Raw genomic sequence first — 22,290 nt, 5'->3', positions numbered from 1 at the left:
CTCGTTATATAATATAATGTATAACGAGGAGTGTTGATATGGCAGTTATTTTTCAGACAAACAAGAAAACGGGCATTACTTATGCCTATCAGAATGAACCCTACTGGGATAAGGAAAAGCAACAATCACGCGCTAAGAGGACACTGATTGGAAAAGTCGATCCGGTTACAGGTGAAATCGTCCCAACACGTTCGTACAAAAAGAAACCGGCCCCGACTTCATCGGAAGTTAAGCCAGGGCCGATTCCAATGACACAAGTCCGAAGAATCTTCTATGGGGCAGGTTATCTGCTCGATCAAATTGGCAAGCAGACAGGCGTATACGCGGACCTTAAGGCCATCTTCCCGGAGCATTATAAGCAAATTCTGTCGATCGCCTATTACTTGATTCTCGAAGAGAATAACGCCTTGAGTCGTTTTTCCCATTGGCAAAAACTGCATCATCACCCGTATTGCCAGGATATTCCTTCACAACGAAGCAGCGACCTATTCCAAGCAATCGATGAGGAAGGCCGGATGGCCTTCTTTCAGAAACAAGGCAACCGCCGGATGGAAAAGGAGTATTGGGCATTTGACACTACGTCGATATCGAGTTACTCAGAGGTCTTATCGCAAGTGAAGAAGGGACGAAACAAGGAACACGACCGCTTGCCACAAATCAACTTGGCACTCTTGTTTGGGGCGCAATCCGGACTGCCCTTTTATTACCGCAAGCTCTCCGGAAATATCACCGATGTTAAAACGGTTCGGCAACTCATGAAGGAATTTGATGTAATGGGCTACAAAAAGGTCAACGTGATATTTGATCGAGGTTTTTACAGCAAGGATAATATCAACGCCTTGTATAAACACCACCAGAAATTCGTGATAGGAGTGCAACTCAAACTCAAATATGTCAAGGGTGTGTTGGAAGCGGAACGTGAGAACTTGAAACTTTGGTCAAACTTCGAAACACAGTTCACCACCTACGGTGTATGTCGCACAATAAACTGGGAATACGAACAGGAACGTCCGTATAAAGGTGATGTGATAAAATTGGAAAAGCGCGCGTATCTGCATCTGTTCTACAATCCTGAAAAAGCGATTAAAGATCAGGTAGACATGAACGACTATCTGACAGCCCTTCACCAAGATCTGAAGGAAAATACACTAAAAGATTATCGTATGAAAGATTATGATAAGTACTTCGAAGTTACTGAGACACCTAAACGAGGGAAGAAAATCACGCCTAAAGAAGAGGCGATGCGCAATGCGGTTAGAAATTATGGTTACTTCGCCTTGCTTTCTAATGAGGTCAATGATCCGTTTGAAGCGTTGTCTCTTTATCGCAGCAAGGATGTTGTTGAAAAAGCCTTCGGCAATTTAAAAGAGCGCCTCAACTTCAGAAGAATGCAAGTTTCATCCGAATTGTCCCTGAATGGGAAGCTTTTTGTGGAATTCATCGCCTTAATCTACTTATCCTACGTGAAAAAGAAGATGCAGGATGCCGAGCTATTTAACCAATGGACCCTTCAAGGTGTACTGGACGAACTGGACATGATTGAATTATTTGAGGCCCCCGGGCACGGTCGCGTGTTGGGAGAGGTTACGACGAAGCAGAAGGAATTATACGAGGCGTTAGGCGTTGCCCTTCCCTCGTTATAAATTCCGGGAATTCAGGTTAGTAAAACGATATCCTACTGATTTAATATCTGTAACAACTGTAGCCGTACCGCCTAATTCTTTAGCCGTTTCAATAAACAGATCAGTCATATGTTTAACCTGTGCCTCACAGGCTTCATGAGAAATCGAGCGTGCTTCAGCAAAAACTTTGACTTCATCAGCAACGATATTACTTGCCGTTCCACCATTAATCGTTCCAATATTCGCTGTTGTATCTGCATCAAGGCGTCCTAATTTCATTTTAGCAATTGCTTTTGCTGCAATTTCAATAGCCGAAACGCCTTTTTCAGGTTCTAAACCTGCATGTGCCGTAATCCCTTTAATAGTTACTTCAATTCCATAAAGAGTCGGACTACCTACCGTAATGCTCCCAACTGGTCCCCCATTATCTAGCACAAAACCATAATCAGCTTCTAGTACTCCTACATCAAAAGCACTTGCACCAACTAAACCAATTTCTTCACCTGGTGAAAGAACAAATTCTACTGTTCCATGAGGTTCGTTATTTTCTTTTAACTGTTCAATTAATTCGATCATGATTGCAATCCCAGCTTTATCATCAGCTGCTAGAATAGTTGTTCCATCAGAATAAACTGCACCTTCTTTAATAATAGGTTTAATTCCTACGCCTGGCGTTACTGTATCAACATGACAAGAGAAAAACAACGCATCAGCTGCTGTATTTCCTGCCAAACGACAAACTAAATTATTAGCACCTAGCCCCGTTTGCGCTATCGTATCATCTTCATATACATCTAAACCTAATTTTTCAAATTTCGTTTTTAAATACGCTTGAAACTTTCCTTCATTTTTTGACTCTGAATCAATTTTGACTAATTCAATAAATGTTGCGACAACTCTTTCTACTGCCATACTAAAAACCTCCCTATTCACTCTTAATGATTTCTACGTAAAAAGCTAGAAATAAAAATACACGTTACGCCTTGGAAAATAAAGAATCCGCCTAAAACAACCGCTAAGGCAACTGAAACGAAAATTGAATTAAATAAAGATACAATTCCAACAATCAGACCTAACACTCCTACGATCAAAATAATAAACCAATTGCTGACACTTTTAACCGAAAAAGCTAATAAAATACGGAAAATTGCTGAAGCTAAAATCCAAATTGCAAATAATAAAATCAAGAAATTTTTACCTACTTGACCATTAAATAGAACAAGCAATCCAAAAATCGTTGAAAGAAGTCCATCAAACAAATACCAAACTGATATACTCCACGTTTTACGCTCACTTACATATGAAATAATTTCACTTATTCCATTTAACAATAAAACAATTCCCATTAATACCACTACTATAGATAAGGTTGTTCTTGGGTTAAAAATTAACCACAATCCAAAACTTACCATTATAATACCCACTGCTAAGAAAAAATAATTGACTATCTTACTCATTATCTAACCTACCTAACTTAAAAATAATTTTATTGCTTTCACAATGTTTACAATAAAAATAACAACATCAAATATGGCAATCAAAATCAAGACAACCAAACCAACACCTCTAAAAATATCATCACTGCTAGAAATAACCCCAAACAAAATCATTGCAAGAACACCTACGATGGTAATAATAAAAGGAGCAATATGAAGTCCTAGCGCTGTACTAGCATTTTTTGAAACCTCTTTGTCTGTGCTGATAAACAAGACAATTAATGGAAAGAAAATGGGAGCAAATAAGATACTTAAATAGCACAGACCTCCAACTAATTTATTAGAATTCATTTCATCCACCTTCCTTTACTGACTGTTGATTTGTTATATTTCTGAAAAATCCCGTTATTTAATATAATTTTAATCACTATTTAATAAATTAGCAAGTTTGAATGCTAGTTTGACTAGTTTTTTTTTTTCATAAAAACAGAAAAAAATTAACCTATCTTTGTTCTATCATCTAAATCATTTAAGATTGGAACTCATAGTACTACTACTTCATTTAGGAAACAACTCGTTATCTATTTTTACTTCGTTGTTTTCTTACCTCTTTCAGCAGCAACAAAAAATTAATGACTTACGGTAATTAAAATAGTTTCCATAATTCTAAGTTTCTCCTCTAAAATTTATGTTATACTAATCATTGCAAATAAGAGAAGACTGAACTCTTTGATAGGAGTGTGAACGGATTGAAAGGAGCAGATAATGCTGTGATTGTTTTAGCTGGAATGATTGGTGCTGGAAAAAGTACCTATACTAAACTTATTTCAGATGCGTTAGGCAGTGAGGCTTTTTATGAAAGTGTCGATGATAATCGTATCTTAGAAAAATTTTATGAGGACCCTAAACGTTGGGCCTTTTCATTACAAATTTATTTCTTAAATACACGTTTTAGAAGTATTAAAGATGCTTTACAACATCAAAATAATGTTTTGGATCGCTCTATTTATGAAGATGCCCTTTTCACAAAAATTAATTTTGAAGAAGGCAATATGAGTGATGCTGAAATGGATACCTATTTAGATTTATTAGATAACATGATGGAAGAATTAGCTAGTATGCCTAAAAAGTCACCTGATTTACTCATTTATCTTCGTGGTTCATTGGATACTGTTTTAAGTCGTATCAAAAAGCGCGGTCGAAGCTTTGAACAAATTGACGGAAATCAAGATTTATTAAATTACTATACCCATCTCCACAGTCGTTATGATGGCTGGTTTGAAGAGTATGATCAAAGTCCTACACTAGTAATTGACATTGATAATCATGATTTAGAAAACCCGGCTGATGCTGAAAAAGTAATCGCCTTGATTAATGAAACGCTAAAGAACGTACGATAGAACTAATTCATTTGAGTAAGCATAAAAAAATGACCTTCGAGACATTATTCGAGTCTCAAGGTCATTTTTTATTTGTTTATTTCACTTGAAAAGATGCTGGTTTTTCAGTACTTAAACCAAATTCATAAGCAATTGCATCTAAAATTCGTTTTGAAGCTAGTCCATCACCGTATGGATTACTTGCTTCAGCCATTTTTTGATGAGCACTAGGGTCTTCTAATAACTCAGTCATAGCCTCTAAGACAGCATCTGTCTCTGTACCAACTAAACGTAAGGTTCCAGCAGCAACACCTTCTGGGCGCTCTGTTGTGTCCCTTAAAACTAATACTGGAACACCTAACGATGGTGCTTCTTCTTGAACACCACCAGAATCACTCATAATCATATAGCTTCTAGAAGCTAAGTTATGAAAATCAATTACATCTAAAGGCGCAATTAAATGAATTCGTGGATGATTGCCTAAAATTCGGTCTGCTGCTTCTTGAACAACCGGGTTCAAATGAACAGGATAAACAACTTCTACATCTTCATGCTTATCAACAACTTGTCTAATTGCATGGAAAACTCTTTCCATCGGTACACCTTGATTTTCTCTACGGTGCATAGTCATTAAAACCAGACGATTTCCTGAAGCAATTTTCGTTAATACTTCATGTTGATATTCTTCTTTGACCGTTTCCTGTAATGCGTCAATAGCCGTATTTCCAGTGATAAATATTTTATCCGCTGGATGATTTTCTTGCAACAAATTCGCTTCACTTTCAATAGTCGGAGCAAAATACATATCTGCTAAAACATCTGTAACTTGACGGTTCATTTCTTCTGGAAATGGTGAATATTTATTCCAAGTCCGCAATCCTGCTTCAACATGTCCAACTTTAATTTGATTATAAAAAGCTGAAATTCCAGCTGCAAAAGTTGTTGTTGTATCTCCATGAACTAAAACAATATCAGGTTTTGCTTCTTTCATGACTGACTCCAACCCAATTAATACATTTGCTGTAATATCTGCTAATGTTTGACGGTCTTTCATCACATCTAAATCATAATCAGGTTTAATTTGAAAGATATCTAAAACTTGATCTAGCATTTGACGGTGTTGCGCCGTAACTGTCACAATCGATTCAAAGCGTTCTGGTTGGCGTTCCAACTCTAAGACTAGCGGAGCCATTTTAATCGCTTCTGGTCTTGTTCCAAATATAGTCATGACTTTTATTTTTTTCATTATAACCCATCCGTTTCTTAGTTAATAGTTAAGCTTATCAAATTCATTATACCATAACACAAGAGATTATTTATTCAAAAAAACAACCTAAAAATTAGGTTGTCATAATCGTTCATTTAATTAGCTAAATAATGAATTAGTAGAGCAATAATAACTATCCAGCAAGGAATAGCTAATAAAAAAGCATTTCTAATTCCACGATAAAACTCCATAGCCTTCACCTCAGTAAAGTTATCTTACAGAAAAATTATCTCGTAAGGATGAAGATTTATTTAAAATTCCAATAAATTTAGGAGCAATCCTTTAGCTTAATTCTTTTGCTAATGCAATTAAATAAGCACGCAAATCTTCCTTGACTTCTGGATGAGTTAAACCATATTCAATACTCGTTGTTAAAAAACCATACTTGTCACCAACATCATGACGAACACCTTTAAATTCATGAGCAAAAACACGTTGCGTTTTATTTAATGTATCAATCGCATCGGTTAATTGAATTTCATTCCCCGCACCAGGTTCTTGATTTTCCAAAATTGTAAAAATTTCTGGAGTTAATAAATAGCGACCAATAATAGCTAAATCACTAGGTGCATCTTCTACTTTAGGCTTTTCAACAAATTTACGCACATTGTAAAGACCCTTTTCAATTTCAATTTCAGGATCAATAATTCCGTATTTGTAGGTTTCTTCATAAGGTACTTTCATTGTCGCAATGACCGAAGCATGTGTTTTTTCATACTTGTCCATTAATTGCTTTGTTAAAGGAATTTTATCTTCCATCAAATCATCACCTAGCATAACCACAAAAGGCTCATTTCCAACAAAAGCTTTAGCTTGAAGAACAGCATCCCCTAAACCTTTTGGATACGATTGGCGCACAAAATGTAAATTTAATCCAGTTGTTTCTTCAACTAATTCTAAAAGTTCAAATTTTTCTTTAGCTCTTAAATTAGCTTCCAATTCTGGATTTGAATCAAAATGATCTTCAATCGGTCGTTTACCTTTACCCGTAATAATTAAAATATCTTCAATTCCAGCAGCCTTTGCTTCTTCAACAATAAACTGAATCGTTGGTTTATCCACAATTGGTAACATTTCTTTGGCCATAGCTTTAGTTGCTGGTAAGAAACGTGTACCCAAACCTGCAGCTGGAATAATTGCTTTTTTCACTTTTTTCATGGTTATGCTCCTTCTAATAAAAGGAACACTAGTGCATAGCAAAATTCACTACCTAAGTGTTCCTTTTGTATTTATTTTAATTCCAAATTATTACGTAAAATACCTGAAACTCGTGCTAACTCATCTGGAGCAATGATCTGGTAAGAAATATCATTAATCATTTCGCCAGTTCCTTGCATTTGTACTTGCTCGATATTACCGGCTGCCGCCTTATATTTCGCTTGAATGTCGTACATATTATCGAAAGTTAAGTTTGTTTTCATGTTATTTTGTAATGCATTTAAAATATCCTTGTAATTTGTTAATGTAGAGAATGTGGCAGCTTTTTTAACTACAGCTTCAATAACTTGACGTTGACGTCCTTGGCGACCATAATCACCAGTTGGATCATCATATCTATTTCTAGAAAATGCTAGTGCTTTTTCTCCATCTAAGTGAACTGGACCTTTAGTGAACTCAAAACCATTTTGTTTAAATTCAAGCGGACTATTTACATCGACCCCGCCAACAGCATCAACTAAGTCCTTAACTCCTTGCATGTTGACTTCTATATAATAATCAATGGGTATATTCAATAAGTTTTGAACTGTATTAACAGCCATCGAAGTTCCACCAAAAGCATATGCATGGTTAATTTTATCTGTAGTGCCCTGTCCAATAATTTCAGTATAAGTATCACGAGGTATACTTACTATTTTAGATTCATTAGTGTTTGGATTAACCGTAACAACCATAATAGAGTCTGAGCGACCTTGCTCTGTTCTACCTAAATCACCAGTATCCACTCCTAATAGTAATACTGAAAATGGATCTTCGCCTTTATCCACACTAACAGGTTCTTTACGAACCTCATCCTTATCAACTTTCTCATAAATATTATCGGTCGTATTAGTAACATCTCGATAGACTTTAAAAGCATATACACCTAATCCACCAATTACAAGTAAAAATAAACATAATAACATTATTAATATTTTTTTTGTTTTAGACATCCAATTATCTCCTTGTGTTAAATCTAATTTTTATACTTAATGATATAATAAATCTAGTCATTTTACTATATAAATTTCCTTAAAGATTACCTACTAACATTATCTAGACAAAGTAGATTTTATAAATATTAAAACTTCTCGCAAACGATTCTTATTAAAATACAAGTAAATAACATATGAACAAAAATAAACTAGTATACCAATGTTTGAATTAAATAAAACTCCTGAAATTACAAATATAGCTGTTAAAATCGTATCTGTTACTATATCTGCTTTTAATTTAATCCCTAAAATACGAGACATGTATAACTCTGAAATAATACATCTAAACATAAGTAAAAATAAAATTGAAACCACAGTTAAAACTAAATTTTTTAATGTATATGCAAAGATACCAGTTAATAATAAACTTAAAATAAATGTCAAAATATTTACTTGCATAAGCCTTTTTTCTTTTCTCATCGTTTTGAAATAAGTATTCAATAATAATGCCATCTTACCTTCATACAGACAGATTGGAAATAACAATACCAAGAACGGGAGACTTTCAATATATTGTGGTAGCCACAACGATAATACATACATTAATGGGTAATAAGAAATTAAAATTCCTAATAATGACACGGTAAGTATAAGTCTAAGTACCATATATATTTGTGGTAACTTTTCATTGCTTGTCCTTCTTAAAAGAGGAAACATGATTAAACCTACGGCATTTATAAATATCATCATCATATTTGAAATACTTAACATCAATGATACTCTACCAAAAGTAGCTACATTCCAATTATATTCAATTCCAAATCTAACGGTTCCAACAATTAAAGTACTTGCTACATATGCGAATGCAATTTTAATACCACTTTTTATATTTTCAAAAGTTTCATTAAATGTAAAATAAAAACTATTCACTCTTCTAAATACAATGTCTTTACATTTATAGCTGACATACACTAAAGAAATAAATTTTGCTAAAATATCAGCAAGTATCATTATTTTATAATTTCTTATACCTCCAAGCAAAAAAATAACTATTAAAAATAAATAGACAACCTTTTCACTCAATGTCACAATTGCATACTCTTTGATTCTATTAGTTGCCTGTAAAATAAATAGTAACATCCCTCTTGGTATTGAGAAAAAAGAGCAAACAACCATCATCCTCATAACAAATAATTTATCAATGTTCAAATGAAGGAATTCTGATACAATAAAAAAAGATACCATTATTAACGTTTCAAACATAACTAACATCCAAAACTGTGAAAAAAATAATTTTTTATCTAAATTAGAGTATTCCTCTCCTCCATAGCGTAAATAAATACCATCATTCCAACCAAAATGAAGAAGTGCCGTATAAGAAGTATATAACATATATAACTGCCAATAACCATATTCATTAACGCCTAATATTTTTGGTAAAATAATAACCATTAAAGTAGAAATTAGTAATACTATAAAATTAGATAGAAAAGAATAAGAAAAATTGCTTAAAAATTCCTTAACTTTAATACTCATGTAATGTTCCTTTCAAGCAAAATTTTTTTTATTCCCTTATAGAAAACTAAACCTTGATTTTCCCATGAATACTCATCAATTTCATTACTATAAATTTGAGTTATTTGCCTATTCTTTTTTTCTAAAATCAATTTGTTTAACTGTTCTAATATTTCATCAACAGTATTTTCAGAAATCGTAACATTTTTATATTTTTTTAATATCTCTTCAGTTGGATCTGAAACAGCAGAGTCCATATTTTTAATATAAAAAATTCTTTTTCCAGTAGCCATATAGTTAAATACTTTTCCCGAAATTTGCATTGGTGAACTATTTCCAAACAATACTAAAATATCGTATTTTTTTGATTCGTTTATAAATTCAGTAAACGGAACAAACTCATTAATCGTTACGCGATCCTCTATACTTAATTTTGAACTAACTTCAGATAACTCTGAAATATTATCTACTCTAAAGTTGCAGGCTATTTTTTCATTTTTATCTACTTTGCTCACTGCTTTTAAAAAAGGAATAGGATTTCTATGAATAGGATTTAATGCCCCTCCGTAATTTAAAGATAAAGTCGAATTTTTACTTTCAGGTTCCTTTTTTTCATTATTTTGATAGCTATCATCCTTATAATAACCCATCATTGCGACTTGTACCTTATCAGAATTCAACTTATATTTATCTATATATAGTTGCTTTGTTGCTTCAGTAGCAACAAAGCTTAAAATAGAATGATTCAATATTTTTTTTTCTAGCTTATACTCTAATTTAAATCTTATTTTACCTCTTTTTACAGAAATTTCATATGCCCATGGATCTCCATAATCCATTATTAAATCAATATTATATTTTTTTGATAATTTATAACCGATTAAGTGAGATGTATTTGGCATAGAACAACTTAGAATAGCATCAGGTTTAATTTTGTTTACTAAAGAATTTTTTTTCTCAAAATCAATAACACTCCAATACCAATCAACCATTGTATCGGGAATAAGAAGTGATTTTTTTATTTTATTCAATTTTTTTAATATTTCAACTTTTATACTATAATTATTAGTAGCTATTTCTGTGCTAATTTCTTCATTCTTATTTCTAACTTTTCTGTGAAGAAAACCTTCTGGTACGTAATACACTTTTATATTTTTATCAATTAATTTTTTGCTTTTAGCATCTATATTAGGATAACCTTCTGAGGGTTTACAAGCTAACACATGAAGTTCTACTCCATTTTTAGAAAGCGCATTAGCAAAATTTAACATTCTTTGCATGTGCGAACCACCAATTGGCGGAAAGGCTGGCGTTATCATTAAAATTTTCATCCATAATCCCATCTTTCTACATTAAATTAAAATAAAAGTTGATAACCTTATATTTTTCTTTTTGCATATACACTAAACAAAAATAAAATAAATACGGATATCCAAAAATCAATTTGCAAAACAACATATTCTCTTATGCTAAATAGTAATAAGTTTGACATTATTGCTAATCCTATTAATTTAAAATCATTTCTATATTTAAAATAACTAAAATAAAGTGAACTAGAAAAATATCCTAAAAAACTATAAAATAAAATAATCCAACCCAAGCCACCTTCAGCATATATATATATTTGAGCAATTGATGTATTGAATAACTGAGGAACACTAACAAAATCTAAACTTAAAAAAGAACTATCATAGTGTACAAAATTAATACTTTCAAAAAACTGATATACAAAACGTAAACTAGATCCAAAAACTGCTGAATCAACAATGTCAGTAGTTAAATAGATATCGAAAGATTTAAAATTTGCAATGTAATAAGTTAGTATTGTCATCAATGAATTAGAAATTTTCAGACCAAAAATATTTCCTTGATATAAAAGTTCTTTATTTAATAATTTTTGAGTTGATGCAAAATAAAATAAAATTATTCCACTCACAAAAAATAGTGTAATTATTTTTTGTGTTTGACTGCTTTTTTTAATCTTTTCAGATATTCTTCCTTGATTATAATAGATGTATACAAGAATATTCAAAACCAATATATATATTAAAACATTTCTTTTAACAGAAACATTCATAAAAATTTCTAAAAAATACATTATATATATGCTTTTGTTCTTTGGTTTAAATTTTAATATATAGACAAGTAAAAACAAAGAATTAATCATACTAATTTTCATTAAATAAGCTGGGATTGAAGAAAAAATGATAGAATTTTCAGAAATAGCTAAATTTAACAAATTGGGGTTTTTTAAAATACTTACTAAACCTATTGAATTTTGAAGGGTCATTAAAAAAGATATAAAGCCCAAAATACTTAACCAAAATAATATTTTAAAAAACTTTATATGCTCTAATCTAATCCCTATTCCTAAGGTTTTGTCCTCTAAATTGCTTTGATTATTTTTTCTTTTAAATAAAATTGCAGCTATCAGCATCCCATAAATAAAAGATATGAATGAACTGACTAGTATTAAAATCGTTGTACTTGATAGATTGTGATCAATAAAATCAACTGAATAATAAAGCATCATCGCGAAAAAAAAATTACCTAGAAATAAATTCATTGGATTTATATAACTTTTAAAAATCGATTTAGAAATTATTATAGTACCTATTAAACATATTAAACTAATAAATATCAATATTAAACCTCATTTCTGCTTAACAATTCTTTCCAAGAAAGTAAATTGGTTTCAAAAGAAAATTTTTGTTTCCATCTACTATATGCAGCATCACTATATGTTTCCCAAATTAAAGGACTTTCAATAATTTTAAGAATAGCATCAATCCAATGTATGCTTGTTAAATTATCATCAACAATATAGCCACAGTTTAAATCAATCACTTCATTATTGTATCCTACTCCTGAACCCACAACAGGTAGTCCCGTTGAAATATATTGAACTAACTTAAAACCTCCTTTTCCTAATGAGTAATTATTTTGTATCAAAGGCATGATTCCTATATGTGCAGCATATATTTCTTTTTTACTGACTTCTCTATCCCATTCGATATTTCTAATTTCCAAAAAATTGGTTTTTTTTATTAATTTAGCATTGCATACAATTGTCAATATAGTTCTTTTTTTATACTGTTCTTGTACCAATTCTGCTACTTTTTCAAGCTCATTAATTATTATATCAAAATTTTTCAAATTTGAACTAGTGCCAACCCATACTATTCTAACTTCTTTTTTTAATGCAGATTTACGTGATTTTTTCAACTCTGTACTATTAAATCCCTGTAAGTCTCCATCAGTTGTTGGCATTAATATAACTTTATCTTTATATTTATCATCAATAAAACCTTTCAAAAAATCGTTAGTGACAATAATTTTATTGCTATATTTCATTAATATTTTTGCTTGTTTTTTTGAAATTTCTTTATTCAAAAAAATATTATCATCATAGTCCCAATAGACAGTCGTAGTTTCAACTAATTTCTTTATTAAAAAGTTTAAAAAAGCAGGAGTATGTTTAGGACAAAATGACTTAGAGACAATAACATAATCCGGTTTCCAAATTAAATCTTTACATAAAGAAAAAGAAGTACGTACTACAAGAATTATATAATAAAATACCCCTACTAAAATTCTTCGAAAAAAATTCAAACTTTGACTATTAAGTTGCTTTTTATATATTTTACTGGGAGAATTTTCCCTTATTTTAATATCCCCATCAAAAAAAACTGAATATTGTATTATTCTATAATAGCTTGATGGAGTTATTTTTTTATTTCTTACATAAATAGATATTTTTTTTTTCATTTTAACCTCATAGTATTAATTTTTATTTTAAATTACTCTTGTACCAATCAGTTACTAATCGAATGCCTGCATAAAAATCATAGCTGGGATTGTAACCTAGCATTGTTTGTGCTTTTGATATATCTGCATTAGAATGTTTTACATCTCCAACTCTTTCAGGACCAAAAATTGGACTAACATCTTTATTTAACAATCCCTTTAATTCTTCAAATAATTCTATTAAACTAACTTGTCCGCCATACGCAATATTAAAAGCTTCTCCTTGCACATCACTAGAAGAAATCATCGCTTTTAAATTAGCTTCAATTACATTTTCAATATAAGTAAAATCTCTAGATTGGCTACCATCTCCATTAAAAATAGGCGCTTCATCATTTAACAAAGCCTTAACAAATTTAGGAATAACAGCAGCATAATAACCATATGGATCTTGCCTTCTTCCGAATACATTAAAATATCTCAAACCAATAGTTTCAAGACCATATAAATTTGAATACAGGCGACCATATTCTTCAGCAACTTTTTTAGTCAAAGCATAAGGAGATAAAACATTGCCTTCTATTCCCTCTTTTTTTGGTAAATTAGGCTCATCACCATAAACCGAAGATGATGATGCATAAACAAATTTTTTTACATTATTTTGTCTAGCAGCTTCCATCATATTTAAAGTGCCTTTTATATTTATTTCTTCATATTTTAAAGGCATTTCTATACTTCTAGGTACACTTCCCCACGCAGCTTGATTTGAAACGTAATCAACATCTTTACAAGCTGTATTGCATGTATTAAAATCTACAATGGTACCTTCAATAAATTCAAAATTTTCATTTTCAAAAAAGGGTTGGATATTTTCCAATTTCCCTGTAGATAAATCATCTAGACATCTAACGCTATAACCCATTCTCAAAAGTGCTTCACACAAATTAGATCCAATAAATCCTGCTCCACCAGTTATTAAGAATAATGAATTCTCTGGAAATTTAACATCTTTATAGCCCATAACTAAAACCTCCAATAATTGAAATTATTTTCTTTCATATCTGCCTTGTTCAAAATTCCTTTAAGATCCAAAATCACTTTTTCTTTGCCAGCGTTATAAAAAGAATTCCAATTTTCTAGAGAGTATGAACAAAATTCTTCATGGTTAACTGCAATTATTATCGCATCTAACTCTTTCATTTCCTCATAGTTATTTAACTTTAAATCGTATTCATGTAATGCCTCTGTCTTATCGGCTACTGGATCAAAAACTAAAGGCTCCACACCATATTCTTTAAGCTCAGTTACAATATCTATTACTCTTGTATTCCTTGTATCAGGGCAGTTTTCTTTAAATGTAAAACCAAAAATACCTACTCTAGCCTGCTTAACTAATTTATCAGTTTTAATTAATTGCTTAATTGTATTTTCAACTACATATTTCCCCATGCCATCATTAATTCTCCGACCTGCTAAAATTATTTGAGAATGGTATCCTGATTCTTCAGCCTTATAGGTTAAATAATATGGATCAACACCGATACAATGTCCACCGACTAGACCAGGTTGAAAGTTCAAAAAGTTCCATTTTGTTCCGGCTGCTTTCAAAACAGCTTGTGTATCAATTTCTAATTTATTAAAAATAATAGATAATTCGTTCATAAAAGCAATATTGATATCTCTTTGAGAATTTTCAATTACTTTAGCAGCTTCAGCAACTTTGATACTTTCCGCTCTATAAACTCCTACATCGACAACCAATTCATAAACTTTAGCAATTATATCTAAAGATTCTTGATCCATTCCTGCAACTACTTTAATAATGGTTTCTAATCTATGAATTTTATCACCTGGATTTATTCTTTCTGGCGAGTATCCAACTTTAAAATCAATACCACATTTCAAGCCAGAAAATTTTTCAAGAATAGGAATGCAGATGTCCTCAGTTACACCTGGATAAACTGTAGATTCATATACGACTATCGAACCTTTCTTCAAGTTTCTTCCAAGTAATTCGCTAGCTGAAGTTATCGGACCTAAATCTGGCGTTTTGTCCTCTTTTATAGGGGTAGGAACAGCAACAATATGAAATCTCGCTTTTTTCAAGTCTTCTTGGTTTGAAGTGAAGTACACTTTAGTTTTACGAATAACTTCATTTCCAACTTCCTTAGTTGGGTCAATCCCTAATTTATAAGTATTAATTTTTTCTTCACTTAAATCAAATCCAATTACGTCAACTTTTTTAGCAAAAGAAACTGCTATTGGCATACCTACGTATCCTAATCCAATTAATGAAATTTTTTCTTTTTTCATAATAATATCCTCTATTTTAATCATTACAATCTCCTCCAATAAGGTTATCTATGACTACTTTATATTTACTAACAATAATAGTACGATCAAATTCGTTTTCAATTTTTTTACGAGATTTTTGTCCCATACACTTTCTTTCGTCCTTATTTAATGAAATAAATTGATTGATTTTCTTAACTAGATCTTCCTTATCCCCAACTTTGAAAGTATAACCATTACTATTTTCATCAATAATTTCTTTGCAACCACTTATGTTAGATGCAATCAATGGTCTAGCAGATGCTCCAGATTCTAGCAATACATTAGACATTCCTTCATGATAGCTAGGTAACACGACACAGTCGCTATTATTAATGTATTTTTGAATATCTTTATCGAATCCATGGTATATAATTATCTCTTCTTCAACGTATTTACGTAATACTTTTTCATATTCTAATTCTTCCATGCTACCGATAATGTGAAATTTGCAATATTTATATTCTTCTTTAATTTTTTTAGCAGCATATAAATACTCTTCGATACCTTTTTCTTTCATTATTCTACCAATGAAAATAAAATCAAGGCTTTCTTTTTCTTGATCAATAGCAATTGGTAAAAATTGATGTATATTAACACCAGATCCAGGAATTAAAAGTTTTTTCTTCCCTCTAATTTTATTTCCCTCAAAAATATCCATATTTTCTTGGTTTTGAAAGAAAACAAATTCAGCTTTTTTCAAGCTAAATCGGTATAAAAAAGAGATTACTTTTTTTATTAAATTTTCCGCCTGAAACACACTGCCAATTCCTGTTATATTTGCGATATATTTTTTCTTTTTGAGCCTAGCAATTAAGCCGCCATATATATTAGGCTTAATTGTATAACTTAAAATGACATCTGGATCTATTTCTTTCACAATTTTTTCATACAATATAAGTAGTTTTAAATCTTTAATAAGATTCATTCCACGTCTATCTATTGGCGTTTCATAGTATATACAACCCATATCAATCAAATCTTGAATTCTTTCTCCTTGAGGAAGTGAAATATATACACTATATCCACTCTCTATTAACTTTTTTATAATTTCTTTACGGAAATTGTACAATCCTATGTCATTGTTGGCTAAAATTAATACTTTTTTCATCAAAAAACTCCTATTTTTTGTTGAGTGCTATTTTTTTTATAGCTTCAATAACTCGGGTTTGTTCTGCATTTGTCATGTTAGATCCAGATGGTAAACAAAGCCCATTTGCAAACAACAATCCTGCCGTTGATTCTAATGAATTTTTGTCTTTATAGAATTTATTATCTTTAAACAAAGGTTGCATGTGAAGTGGTTTCCACAATGCTCTAGTTTCAATATTTGCTTCATTCATTTTATCCATAATCTCATAAGGACTTAATTGGATAATTTTTTGATCAATAGTTAAAGTCGTCAACCAACGATTTGATTTTGTTCCACTTAATTCTGGCATAAATTGTACACCTTCAATACCTGCTAACTCTTGATAGTACGTATCAAATATTTCTCTCCTACGTGCCACACGCTCATCCAATACTTGTAATTGTGCAATTCCAACACCTGCTAAGATATTGCTCATGCGATAATTATAACCAACCACCGAATGTTGATAATGAGGGGCTTCATCACGTGCTTGGGTAGCTAAAAATCTAGATCTAGAAATAATTTCTTCATCATCAGAAATTAAAACACCACCCCCTGAAGTTGTAATGATTTTATTCCCATTAAAAGAATAAATACCAATTTTTCCAAGGGTACCGCTTTTTTTGCCTTTATACTCTGCTCCTAATGATTCCGCAGCATCTTCAATAATTGGAACATTGTAGCTATTGGCAATTTCCAAAAGTTCATCCATCTGCGCACTTTGGCCATATAAGTTTACAACAATAATAGCTTTGGGTAATTTCCCCATTTTTTTTGCATCTGAAAGTGCTCGTTCTAAAGCAAATGGAGACATATTCCATGTTTCAACTTCGGAGTCAATAAAGGTTATGACAGCGCCTAAATATAAAGCTGGATTGGCACTTGCGACAAAAGTAAAGGTTGAACAGAACACCGAATCCCCTTGTTTAACTCCTAAAATATCTAGAGCTAAATGAATAGCACCAGTTCCAGAACTTGTCACTGATGCTCCTTTAACGCCAGCATAAGCTGCTATATCTAACTCAAATTGGTTAACATTAGGTCCTAAAGGCGCAATCCAATTCTCTTTAAATGCGTTATTTATATAATTTTGTTCATTACCTGACATATGTGGTGATGATAAAAGAATTCTTTTGTTTTCAGCTACCATTTATAATTCCTCCTTAGTTTCCTAATTCTTTAGCTGGATTTCCAACCATAACTTGGTTTTTATGCACATTTTTCGTAACTACAGCACCTGCACCAATCACGGCACCTTCACCTATATGGATTCCTGGTAGTATCGTTGCATTAGCTCCAATATGAACCAAATTATCTATTTTTACTCCGCCAGTTAAAACCGCTCCTGGAGAAATGTGACAAAAATCACCGATTTTACAATCATGTTCAACTATCGCTCCTGAATTGATTATAGAATGCATACCTATTCGTACATTAGGATTAATAATCACTTTCGGCATCACAACTGAACCAGTTCCAACAATTGTATCATGAGCTATCATACTAGATGGGTCAATCAATGTTGCATAGTTAATCTCAGAAAATCGTTCATATATCTTTTTTCTTATTTGATTATTTCCAATCGCAATGATTGACTCTTCAAACTGATTTTTATTATTTTTAATTTCGCTTAAGGGCGAATATATAATCTTATTTTCTTCAAATTGATTTTCAATCGTATCGTCAGCAAGAATTGCTAATCGCTTGTTTGAACTTCTATCAATCATCATTCTGATAACTTTACTATGTCCACCATTTCCAATAACTAAAATAGTTCCCATACTATTCACAATCCTTTGATCCAGTAAATTTAGCAACAGTTACATGATTTTCGCTCGCTATATCTGCGCGTTTTGCTAGTTTGTAGAATGTTAAAAAGGTAATTTTAATATCCAACCACAGACTAGAATTTTCCGCATAGTAAACATCTAATCTAAACTTTTGTTCCCAAGTAATCGCATTTCTACCATTTACCTGTGCCCAACCTGTGATTCCAGGTTTAACTTCATGACGCTTTTTTTGTATTTGTGAATACAATGGTAAATACTCAACCAATAAGGGACGTGGACCAATAAAGCTCATATCACCTTTCAACACATTAAAAAGTTGAGGTAATTCATCCAAACTTAATTTACGAAGATACTTGCCAAACTTACCTAGCCTAATTTCATCAGAAAATAATTTATTGTTACTATCTCTTTTTTCATTCATAGATCTAAATTTATAAATTGTAAATATTTCTCCATTTAAACCCGGTCTCTGTTGTTTAAATATAATTGGCCTCCCTAAGAATATAGCGACAAAAAAGGCAGTTAAAATAATAACTGGACTAAGTATGATTATCAATAGTAAGGAACAACTAAAGTCAATTAATCTTTTAAAAAAACTTTTGTACATACTTGTTCCTCCTTTATTTTGCATTCGTAAAGTTTAAAATATCTTTTCTAATTTTACTCTCATCGCTTCTACTAAGTTCTGCAATAAATTGCTCTACTTCTTTAATGCTAGTCGATGACACTTTACCAACAAATATTTTATCGTAGACCTTCTCATTTGTTTTCTCACCATCAACTAACAACTCTTCATATAATTTTTCACCAGGTCGGATACCTGTTTCAATAATCGCAATTTCTTTTTCAGTATACCCACTTAATTTTACAACTTTTTTGGCTAAGTCAACTATTTTAACGGGTTCCCCCATATCTAGAATGAAGGTTTCTCCACCTTTAGCCAAAGCACCCGCTTGAATAACTAATCGACTAGCTTCTGGAATCGTCATAAAATAGCGTGTCATTCTAAAATCAGTAACTGTAATCGGCCCACCATTTTCAATTTGTTCTTTAAACAAAGGAACCACACTACCACGGCTACCTAGTACATTTCCAAATCTAACAGCAGCAAATTTAGTTTTACCAGGTTCATTTAGGCCTGTTACAATCATTTCTGCAATCCGTTTTGTCGCTCCCATCACATTAGGTGGATTTACTGCTTTGTCTGTTGAAATCATGACAAAACTTCCAACATCTGAAGCTTTTGCCGCTTCTGCCATATTTTTTGTGCCATAAATATTGTTTTTAACAGCCTCTTTTGGATTACACTCCATCATCGGTACATGCTTATGAGCGGCCGCATGGTATACCCGATCCGGTCTATATTCTTTCATGATTTCAAAAATTCGTTCACGATCTTGAATATCTGCAATAACCGGAATAATCTCCGTATCACTTCCAAAAATCTGCCCTAATTCTTTGTGGATCAAATAAATTGAGTTTTCACCATGTCCCAATAAAATTAATTTGCTGGGATGAAATTTCATAATTTGACGGCAAATTTCAGATCCAATTGATCCACCTGCTCCACTAACTAAAACTGTTTTTCCGTGTAGTTTTTTAGAAATTTGTTGCATATCCAACTTAACTTCTTCGCGACCTAGTAAGTCTACTACATCAATTTTTCTGAAACGACTAACTGACAATTTACCATTTAAAACATCTTCAACTGAAGGCATTAAATTGAATTTAACGCCAGATTGATTACAGATATCTAAAATATATTCATATTCAATTGCTTTTAAAGAAGGAATAGCAATTGTAATTTGGGCAATATCATACTCATGAACCAGTTCCGGTATATCTTCAATCAGACCGATAACAGGTATTTCATATAAATAAGTATTTTGTTTTGTTTGGTCACTATCTACTATCCCAATAATCTTAAGTTCATTATCATTTTTCCTTGAACTTTTAATAAAGACACTGCCACCTTCTCCAGCTCCAACAACCAATGTTCTTATTTTGTTTACTTTTTGCTCACCATCTAAGTGTTTATTTCTCATCTCAATCAAAATGCGCCATACAATTCGGCTACCGGCAATTATGAACAAAGAAAATACATACATAAGTACTAGAAATCTCCAACTTATATTATTAATCGCTAACAAAGATACTAAACTAGCAGAAAAGAAAGCCAAGCTAACACAAATAAAAACATTTAAAATTTCTTTTAGGCTAGTATAACGATTTATCTTTGAAAACAATTTAAAATATGTCGCTAAACCCATATAACTAAACAGACAGATTCCAACAACACCAATATAAAAACTATTAGAAGGATCAATATATGGGTTTAAAAAAATATATGCTGCAATACTTGATAAGATTATCGCTAAACTATCAAGACTGATTAAAATGATTTTTTTGACATTTCTCGTCAAGATCATTTTGATACTCCTCCTTTTAAAACAAGCCAAAAATTTTATGTTCTTTTACATTTTTTGGTGCATTTACATTAATTATTTCACCATTAATTAAATCTTTTGTTATTTGCTTAAAACTTTCAGCTTTTCTATTTCCAAAATCTTGCCCCAACTTGTCATAAGCTGCTTTCATTAAAAAGCTTCTAGAAGTCGTATTATGTGCATCTGACGCAATAAAGTGAACAAGATTTGCCTCCAACATTTGTTTGCTCACTTTTTGAATTTTTTTACCAAATTTACCTAAATAACTCCCAGCTGTTAACTGTGCTAAAGCCCCTCTTTCAATAAATGGTTTTAATGCATTAGGGTTATCCATAAATACTTGGTTGCGCTCTGGGTGAACAATGATTGGAATAATACCTTTTTTACTTAGTTCGAAAAATAAATTTTCTGAATAAGCTGGAACAGACATTGTTGGAAACTCAATTAATAAATACTGGTCTTCCTCATCAATAAACTGAATCTTTCCGTCAGCTATTTCTTCCATTAAATCGCCGTTGATTCGTACTTCTTGCCCTGGAAATAAGCTGATTGGAATTTCTCGTAAATCAAATTCGTTTTGCAACTCTATCAATTTTTGATTGATTTCGTTTTTTTCATTGATGAAAACACCATTTTTATGATGAGGTGTCACTAAAATATGTGTAATTCCTTCAGCTACTGCCATATGAGCCATAGCTAAGGAATCTTCTAATGATTGAGCCCCATCATCAATACCTGGTAGGATATGACAATGTAAATCAATCATTAGTTTTCACCTTCAATTCCATAATACTTGTAAGCTTTATCTTTTCTTTTTTCTAATCCATTAAAAATTGTTCCAACTACATTAGCGTTGACTATATCAAGTAATTGTTTAGCTTTCAAAACTGCTTCTTTAGTAGCAATCCCATTACGAATAACAAAAACTGTTCCATCTGTTTTTGATGCCATTATTTGCGCATCTGTTACAGATACAATTGGTGGCATATCAAAAATAACTAAATCAAAAGTTTCTTCTAGAATTTCAATTACACGATTCATCTTTTTTGAATCTAATAATTCTGAAGGATTAGGAGGAATTGGGCCACTAGTTAAAATAAATAAATTTTCAGTATTGGTTTCATGAACAACATCACCAAGTACGACTTCTTTTTCTGTTAACAGTGTTGTTAACCCTTCATGATTTGATAACTTAAAGGTTTTATTAACAGATGGTTTTCGCATATCTGCATCCACCAACAAAACTCTCTTGCCTTGTGTCGCAAAGACAACCGCTAAATTAGCTGACGTTGTTGATTTCCCTTCGCCTGGTCCTGACGAAGTGAAAATTAATGATTTTAAATCTCGGTCAATCATTGAAAATTGAATATTCGTTCTAATAGTTCTGAATTGTTCAGCAACAACAGAATTAGGTTTTGTTACAGTGACTAAACTAGCACCATTTTTTTGACTTTCAATCAATTGTTCTTTATTTGTTTTAAATTTAAACATT

General features: G+C 31.7%; 21 protein-coding genes. 2 read left to right on the top strand and 19 right to left on the bottom strand.

The window, feature by feature from the left end:
- Positions 1-38: 38 nt before the first annotated feature.
- Positions 39-1,643, top strand: coding sequence for an IS1634 family transposase (locus tag MHI00_RS05125; protein WP_034558278.1), 1,605 nt, complete (start codon positions 39-41; stop codon positions 1,641-1,643).
- On the opposite strand, the gene MHI00_RS05120 is transcribed toward MHI00_RS05125, so the two are convergent.
- The 3 genes from MHI00_RS05120 to MHI00_RS05110 are packed head-to-tail and all read right to left on the bottom strand — an operon-like array spanning position 1,638 to position 3,409.
- Positions 1,638-2,534 carry a M20/M25/M40 family metallo-hydrolase gene (locus MHI00_RS05120; RefSeq protein WP_341111691.1) on the bottom strand — a complete coding sequence of 299 codons (897 nt, stop codon included), beginning with the start codon at positions 2,532-2,534 and terminating at the stop codon, positions 1,638-1,640. The two genes, MHI00_RS05125 and MHI00_RS05120, sit on opposite strands and share 6 nt — an antisense overlap.
- Before the next feature lie 23 nt (positions 2,535-2,557).
- The gene (locus tag MHI00_RS05115; RefSeq protein WP_135056043.1) at positions 2,558-3,079 is read right to left on the bottom strand and encodes an HdeD family acid-resistance protein; all 522 of its coding nucleotides are present in this window, start codon (positions 3,077-3,079) and stop codon (positions 2,558-2,560) included.
- Between the two features lie 12 nt (positions 3,080-3,091).
- The gene (locus MHI00_RS05110; protein WP_056999892.1) at positions 3,092-3,409 is read right to left on the bottom strand and encodes a DUF4870 domain-containing protein; all 318 of its coding nucleotides are present in this window, start codon (positions 3,407-3,409) and stop codon (positions 3,092-3,094) included.
- A 398-nt stretch (positions 3,410-3,807) separates the two neighbouring features.
- Between MHI00_RS05110 and MHI00_RS05105 the strand changes: the two genes are divergently transcribed.
- Entirely contained in the window at positions 3,808-4,458 is a 651-nt protein-coding gene (locus tag MHI00_RS05105) for a deoxynucleoside kinase (protein ID WP_010051737.1), read from the top strand.
- A gap of 76 nt (positions 4,459-4,534) precedes the next feature.
- On the opposite strand, the gene wecB is transcribed toward MHI00_RS05105, so the two are convergent.
- The 16 genes from wecB to MHI00_RS05025 form a co-directional block, all read right to left on the bottom strand.
- Positions 4,535-5,683 carry a non-hydrolyzing UDP-N-acetylglucosamine 2-epimerase gene (wecB, locus tag MHI00_RS05100; protein WP_015077064.1) on the bottom strand — a complete coding sequence of 383 codons (1,149 nt, stop codon included), beginning with the start codon at positions 5,681-5,683 and terminating at the stop codon, positions 4,535-4,537.
- 303 nt (positions 5,684-5,986) lie between these two features.
- Entirely contained in the window at positions 5,987-6,862 is an 876-nt protein-coding gene (gene galU, locus MHI00_RS05095; protein WP_101702121.1) for a UTP--glucose-1-phosphate uridylyltransferase GalU, read from the bottom strand.
- 71 nt (positions 6,863-6,933) lie between these two features.
- Complete coding sequence (locus tag MHI00_RS05090) at positions 6,934-7,854, bottom strand: LCP family glycopolymer transferase (RefSeq protein ID WP_201731196.1); 921 nt, start codon at positions 7,852-7,854, stop codon at positions 6,934-6,936.
- 99 nt (positions 7,855-7,953) lie between these two features.
- Positions 7,954-9,372, bottom strand: coding sequence for a lipopolysaccharide biosynthesis protein (locus MHI00_RS05085; RefSeq protein ID WP_157455727.1), 1,419 nt, complete (start codon positions 9,370-9,372; stop codon positions 7,954-7,956).
- Complete coding sequence (locus MHI00_RS05080; protein WP_341111678.1) at positions 9,369-10,682, bottom strand: hypothetical protein; 1,314 nt, start codon at positions 10,680-10,682, stop codon at positions 9,369-9,371. The genes MHI00_RS05085 and MHI00_RS05080 overlap by 4 nt, the downstream gene beginning before the upstream one ends.
- A 47-nt stretch (positions 10,683-10,729) precedes the next feature.
- Positions 10,730-11,995, bottom strand: a complete 1,266-nt coding sequence (locus MHI00_RS05075; RefSeq protein ID WP_341111677.1) for an O-antigen polymerase — start codon at positions 11,993-11,995, stop codon at positions 10,730-10,732.
- 2 nt (positions 11,996-11,997) lie between these two features.
- On the bottom strand, positions 11,998-13,119 hold the full coding sequence (locus MHI00_RS05070) for a glycosyltransferase (RefSeq protein WP_341111676.1): 1,122 nt from the start codon (positions 13,117-13,119) through the stop codon (positions 11,998-12,000).
- Between the two features lie 22 nt (positions 13,120-13,141).
- Positions 13,142-14,119, bottom strand: a complete 978-nt coding sequence (locus MHI00_RS05065; RefSeq protein WP_341111673.1) for an SDR family oxidoreductase — start codon at positions 14,117-14,119, stop codon at positions 13,142-13,144.
- 2 nt (positions 14,120-14,121) lie between these two features.
- Positions 14,122-15,435, bottom strand: coding sequence for a nucleotide sugar dehydrogenase (locus tag MHI00_RS05060; protein WP_341111671.1), 1,314 nt, complete (start codon positions 15,433-15,435; stop codon positions 14,122-14,124).
- Entirely contained in the window at positions 15,428-16,540 is a 1,113-nt protein-coding gene (locus tag MHI00_RS05055; RefSeq protein ID WP_341111669.1) for a glycosyltransferase family 4 protein, read from the bottom strand. Before MHI00_RS05055 ends, MHI00_RS05060 begins: the two co-directional genes overlap by 8 nt.
- A gap of 10 nt (positions 16,541-16,550) precedes the next feature.
- Positions 16,551-17,711, bottom strand: coding sequence for a DegT/DnrJ/EryC1/StrS family aminotransferase (locus MHI00_RS05050; protein WP_341111668.1), 1,161 nt, complete (start codon positions 17,709-17,711; stop codon positions 16,551-16,553).
- Between the two features lie 13 nt (positions 17,712-17,724).
- Positions 17,725-18,342 (bottom strand): acetyltransferase, encoded by a 618-nt coding sequence (locus MHI00_RS05045; RefSeq protein WP_341111667.1) that lies wholly within the window; start codon positions 18,340-18,342, stop codon positions 17,725-17,727.
- A gap of 1 nt (position 18,343) precedes the next feature.
- Positions 18,344-18,958, bottom strand: coding sequence for a sugar transferase (locus MHI00_RS05040; RefSeq protein WP_341111665.1), 615 nt, complete (start codon positions 18,956-18,958; stop codon positions 18,344-18,346).
- Between the two features lie 13 nt (positions 18,959-18,971).
- The gene (locus MHI00_RS05035; RefSeq protein ID WP_229252068.1) at positions 18,972-20,780 is read right to left on the bottom strand and encodes a polysaccharide biosynthesis protein; all 1,809 of its coding nucleotides are present in this window, start codon (positions 20,778-20,780) and stop codon (positions 18,972-18,974) included.
- A gap of 16 nt (positions 20,781-20,796) precedes the next feature.
- On the bottom strand, positions 20,797-21,564 hold the full coding sequence (locus tag MHI00_RS05030) for a tyrosine-protein phosphatase (protein ID WP_341111660.1): 768 nt from the start codon (positions 21,562-21,564) through the stop codon (positions 20,797-20,799).
- Positions 21,564-22,289 carry a CpsD/CapB family tyrosine-protein kinase gene (locus MHI00_RS05025; RefSeq protein ID WP_057001604.1) on the bottom strand — a complete coding sequence of 242 codons (726 nt, stop codon included), beginning with the start codon at positions 22,287-22,289 and terminating at the stop codon, positions 21,564-21,566. Before MHI00_RS05025 ends, MHI00_RS05030 begins: the two co-directional genes overlap by 1 nt.
- Between the last annotated feature and the right edge of the window lies 1 nt (position 22,290).

This window comes from Carnobacterium sp. FSL E2-0243, from assembly GCF_038003605.1.
Lineage (GTDB): Bacteria > Bacillota > Bacilli > Lactobacillales > Carnobacteriaceae > Carnobacterium > Carnobacterium maltaromaticum.
Note: the sequence above shows the minus strand (reverse complement) of the source record. Positions and strands in the feature narration are given on the sequence as shown.

Excerpts from the sequence above, each read along its gene's own strand:
- MHI00_RS05085 (WP_157455727.1), bottom strand. The coding sequence starts at position 9,372 with ATGAGTATTAAAGTTAAGGAATTTTTAAGCAATTTTTCTTATTCTTTT.
- MHI00_RS05055 (WP_341111669.1), bottom strand. The coding sequence starts at position 16,540 with ATGAAAAAAGTATTAATTTTAGCCAACAATGACATAGGATTGTACAAT.
- MHI00_RS05115 (WP_135056043.1), bottom strand. The coding sequence starts at position 3,079 with ATGAGTAAGATAGTCAATTATTTTTTCTTAGCAGTGGGTATTATAATG.
- MHI00_RS05025 (WP_057001604.1), bottom strand. The coding sequence starts at position 22,289 with ATGTTTAAATTTAAAACAAATAAAGAACAATTGATTGAAAGTCAAAAA.
- MHI00_RS05060 (WP_341111671.1), bottom strand. The coding sequence starts at position 15,435 with ATGATTAAAATAGAGGATATTATTATGAAAAAAGAAAAAATTTCATTA.
- galU (WP_101702121.1), bottom strand. The coding sequence starts at position 6,862 with ATGAAAAAAGTGAAAAAAGCAATTATTCCAGCTGCAGGTTTGGGTACA.
- wecB (WP_015077064.1), bottom strand. The coding sequence starts at position 5,683 with ATGAAAAAAATAAAAGTCATGACTATATTTGGAACAAGACCAGAAGCG.
- MHI00_RS05040 (WP_341111665.1), bottom strand. The coding sequence starts at position 18,958 with ATGTACAAAAGTTTTTTTAAAAGATTAATTGACTTTAGTTGTTCCTTA.
- MHI00_RS05120 (WP_341111691.1), bottom strand. The coding sequence starts at position 2,534 with ATGGCAGTAGAAAGAGTTGTCGCAACATTTATTGAATTAGTCAAAATT.
- MHI00_RS05065 (WP_341111673.1), bottom strand. The coding sequence starts at position 14,119 with ATGGGCTATAAAGATGTTAAATTTCCAGAGAATTCATTATTCTTAATA.
- MHI00_RS05030 (WP_341111660.1), bottom strand. The coding sequence starts at position 21,564 with ATGATTGATTTACATTGTCATATCCTACCAGGTATTGATGATGGGGCT.
- MHI00_RS05110 (WP_056999892.1), bottom strand. The coding sequence starts at position 3,409 with ATGAATTCTAATAAATTAGTTGGAGGTCTGTGCTATTTAAGTATCTTA.
- MHI00_RS05035 (WP_229252068.1), bottom strand. The coding sequence starts at position 20,780 with ATGATCTTGACGAGAAATGTCAAAAAAATCATTTTAATCAGTCTTGAT.
- MHI00_RS05045 (WP_341111667.1), bottom strand. The coding sequence starts at position 18,342 with ATGGGAACTATTTTAGTTATTGGAAATGGTGGACATAGTAAAGTTATC.
- MHI00_RS05080 (WP_341111678.1), bottom strand. The coding sequence starts at position 10,682 with ATGAAAATTTTAATGATAACGCCAGCCTTTCCGCCAATTGGTGGTTCG.
- MHI00_RS05090 (WP_201731196.1), bottom strand. The coding sequence starts at position 7,854 with ATGTCTAAAACAAAAAAAATATTAATAATGTTATTATGTTTATTTTTA.
- MHI00_RS05125 (WP_034558278.1), top strand. The coding sequence starts at position 39 with ATGGCAGTTATTTTTCAGACAAACAAGAAAACGGGCATTACTTATGCC.
- MHI00_RS05050 (WP_341111668.1), bottom strand. The coding sequence starts at position 17,711 with ATGGTAGCTGAAAACAAAAGAATTCTTTTATCATCACCACATATGTCA.
- MHI00_RS05070 (WP_341111676.1), bottom strand. The coding sequence starts at position 13,119 with ATGAAAAAAAAAATATCTATTTATGTAAGAAATAAAAAAATAACTCCA.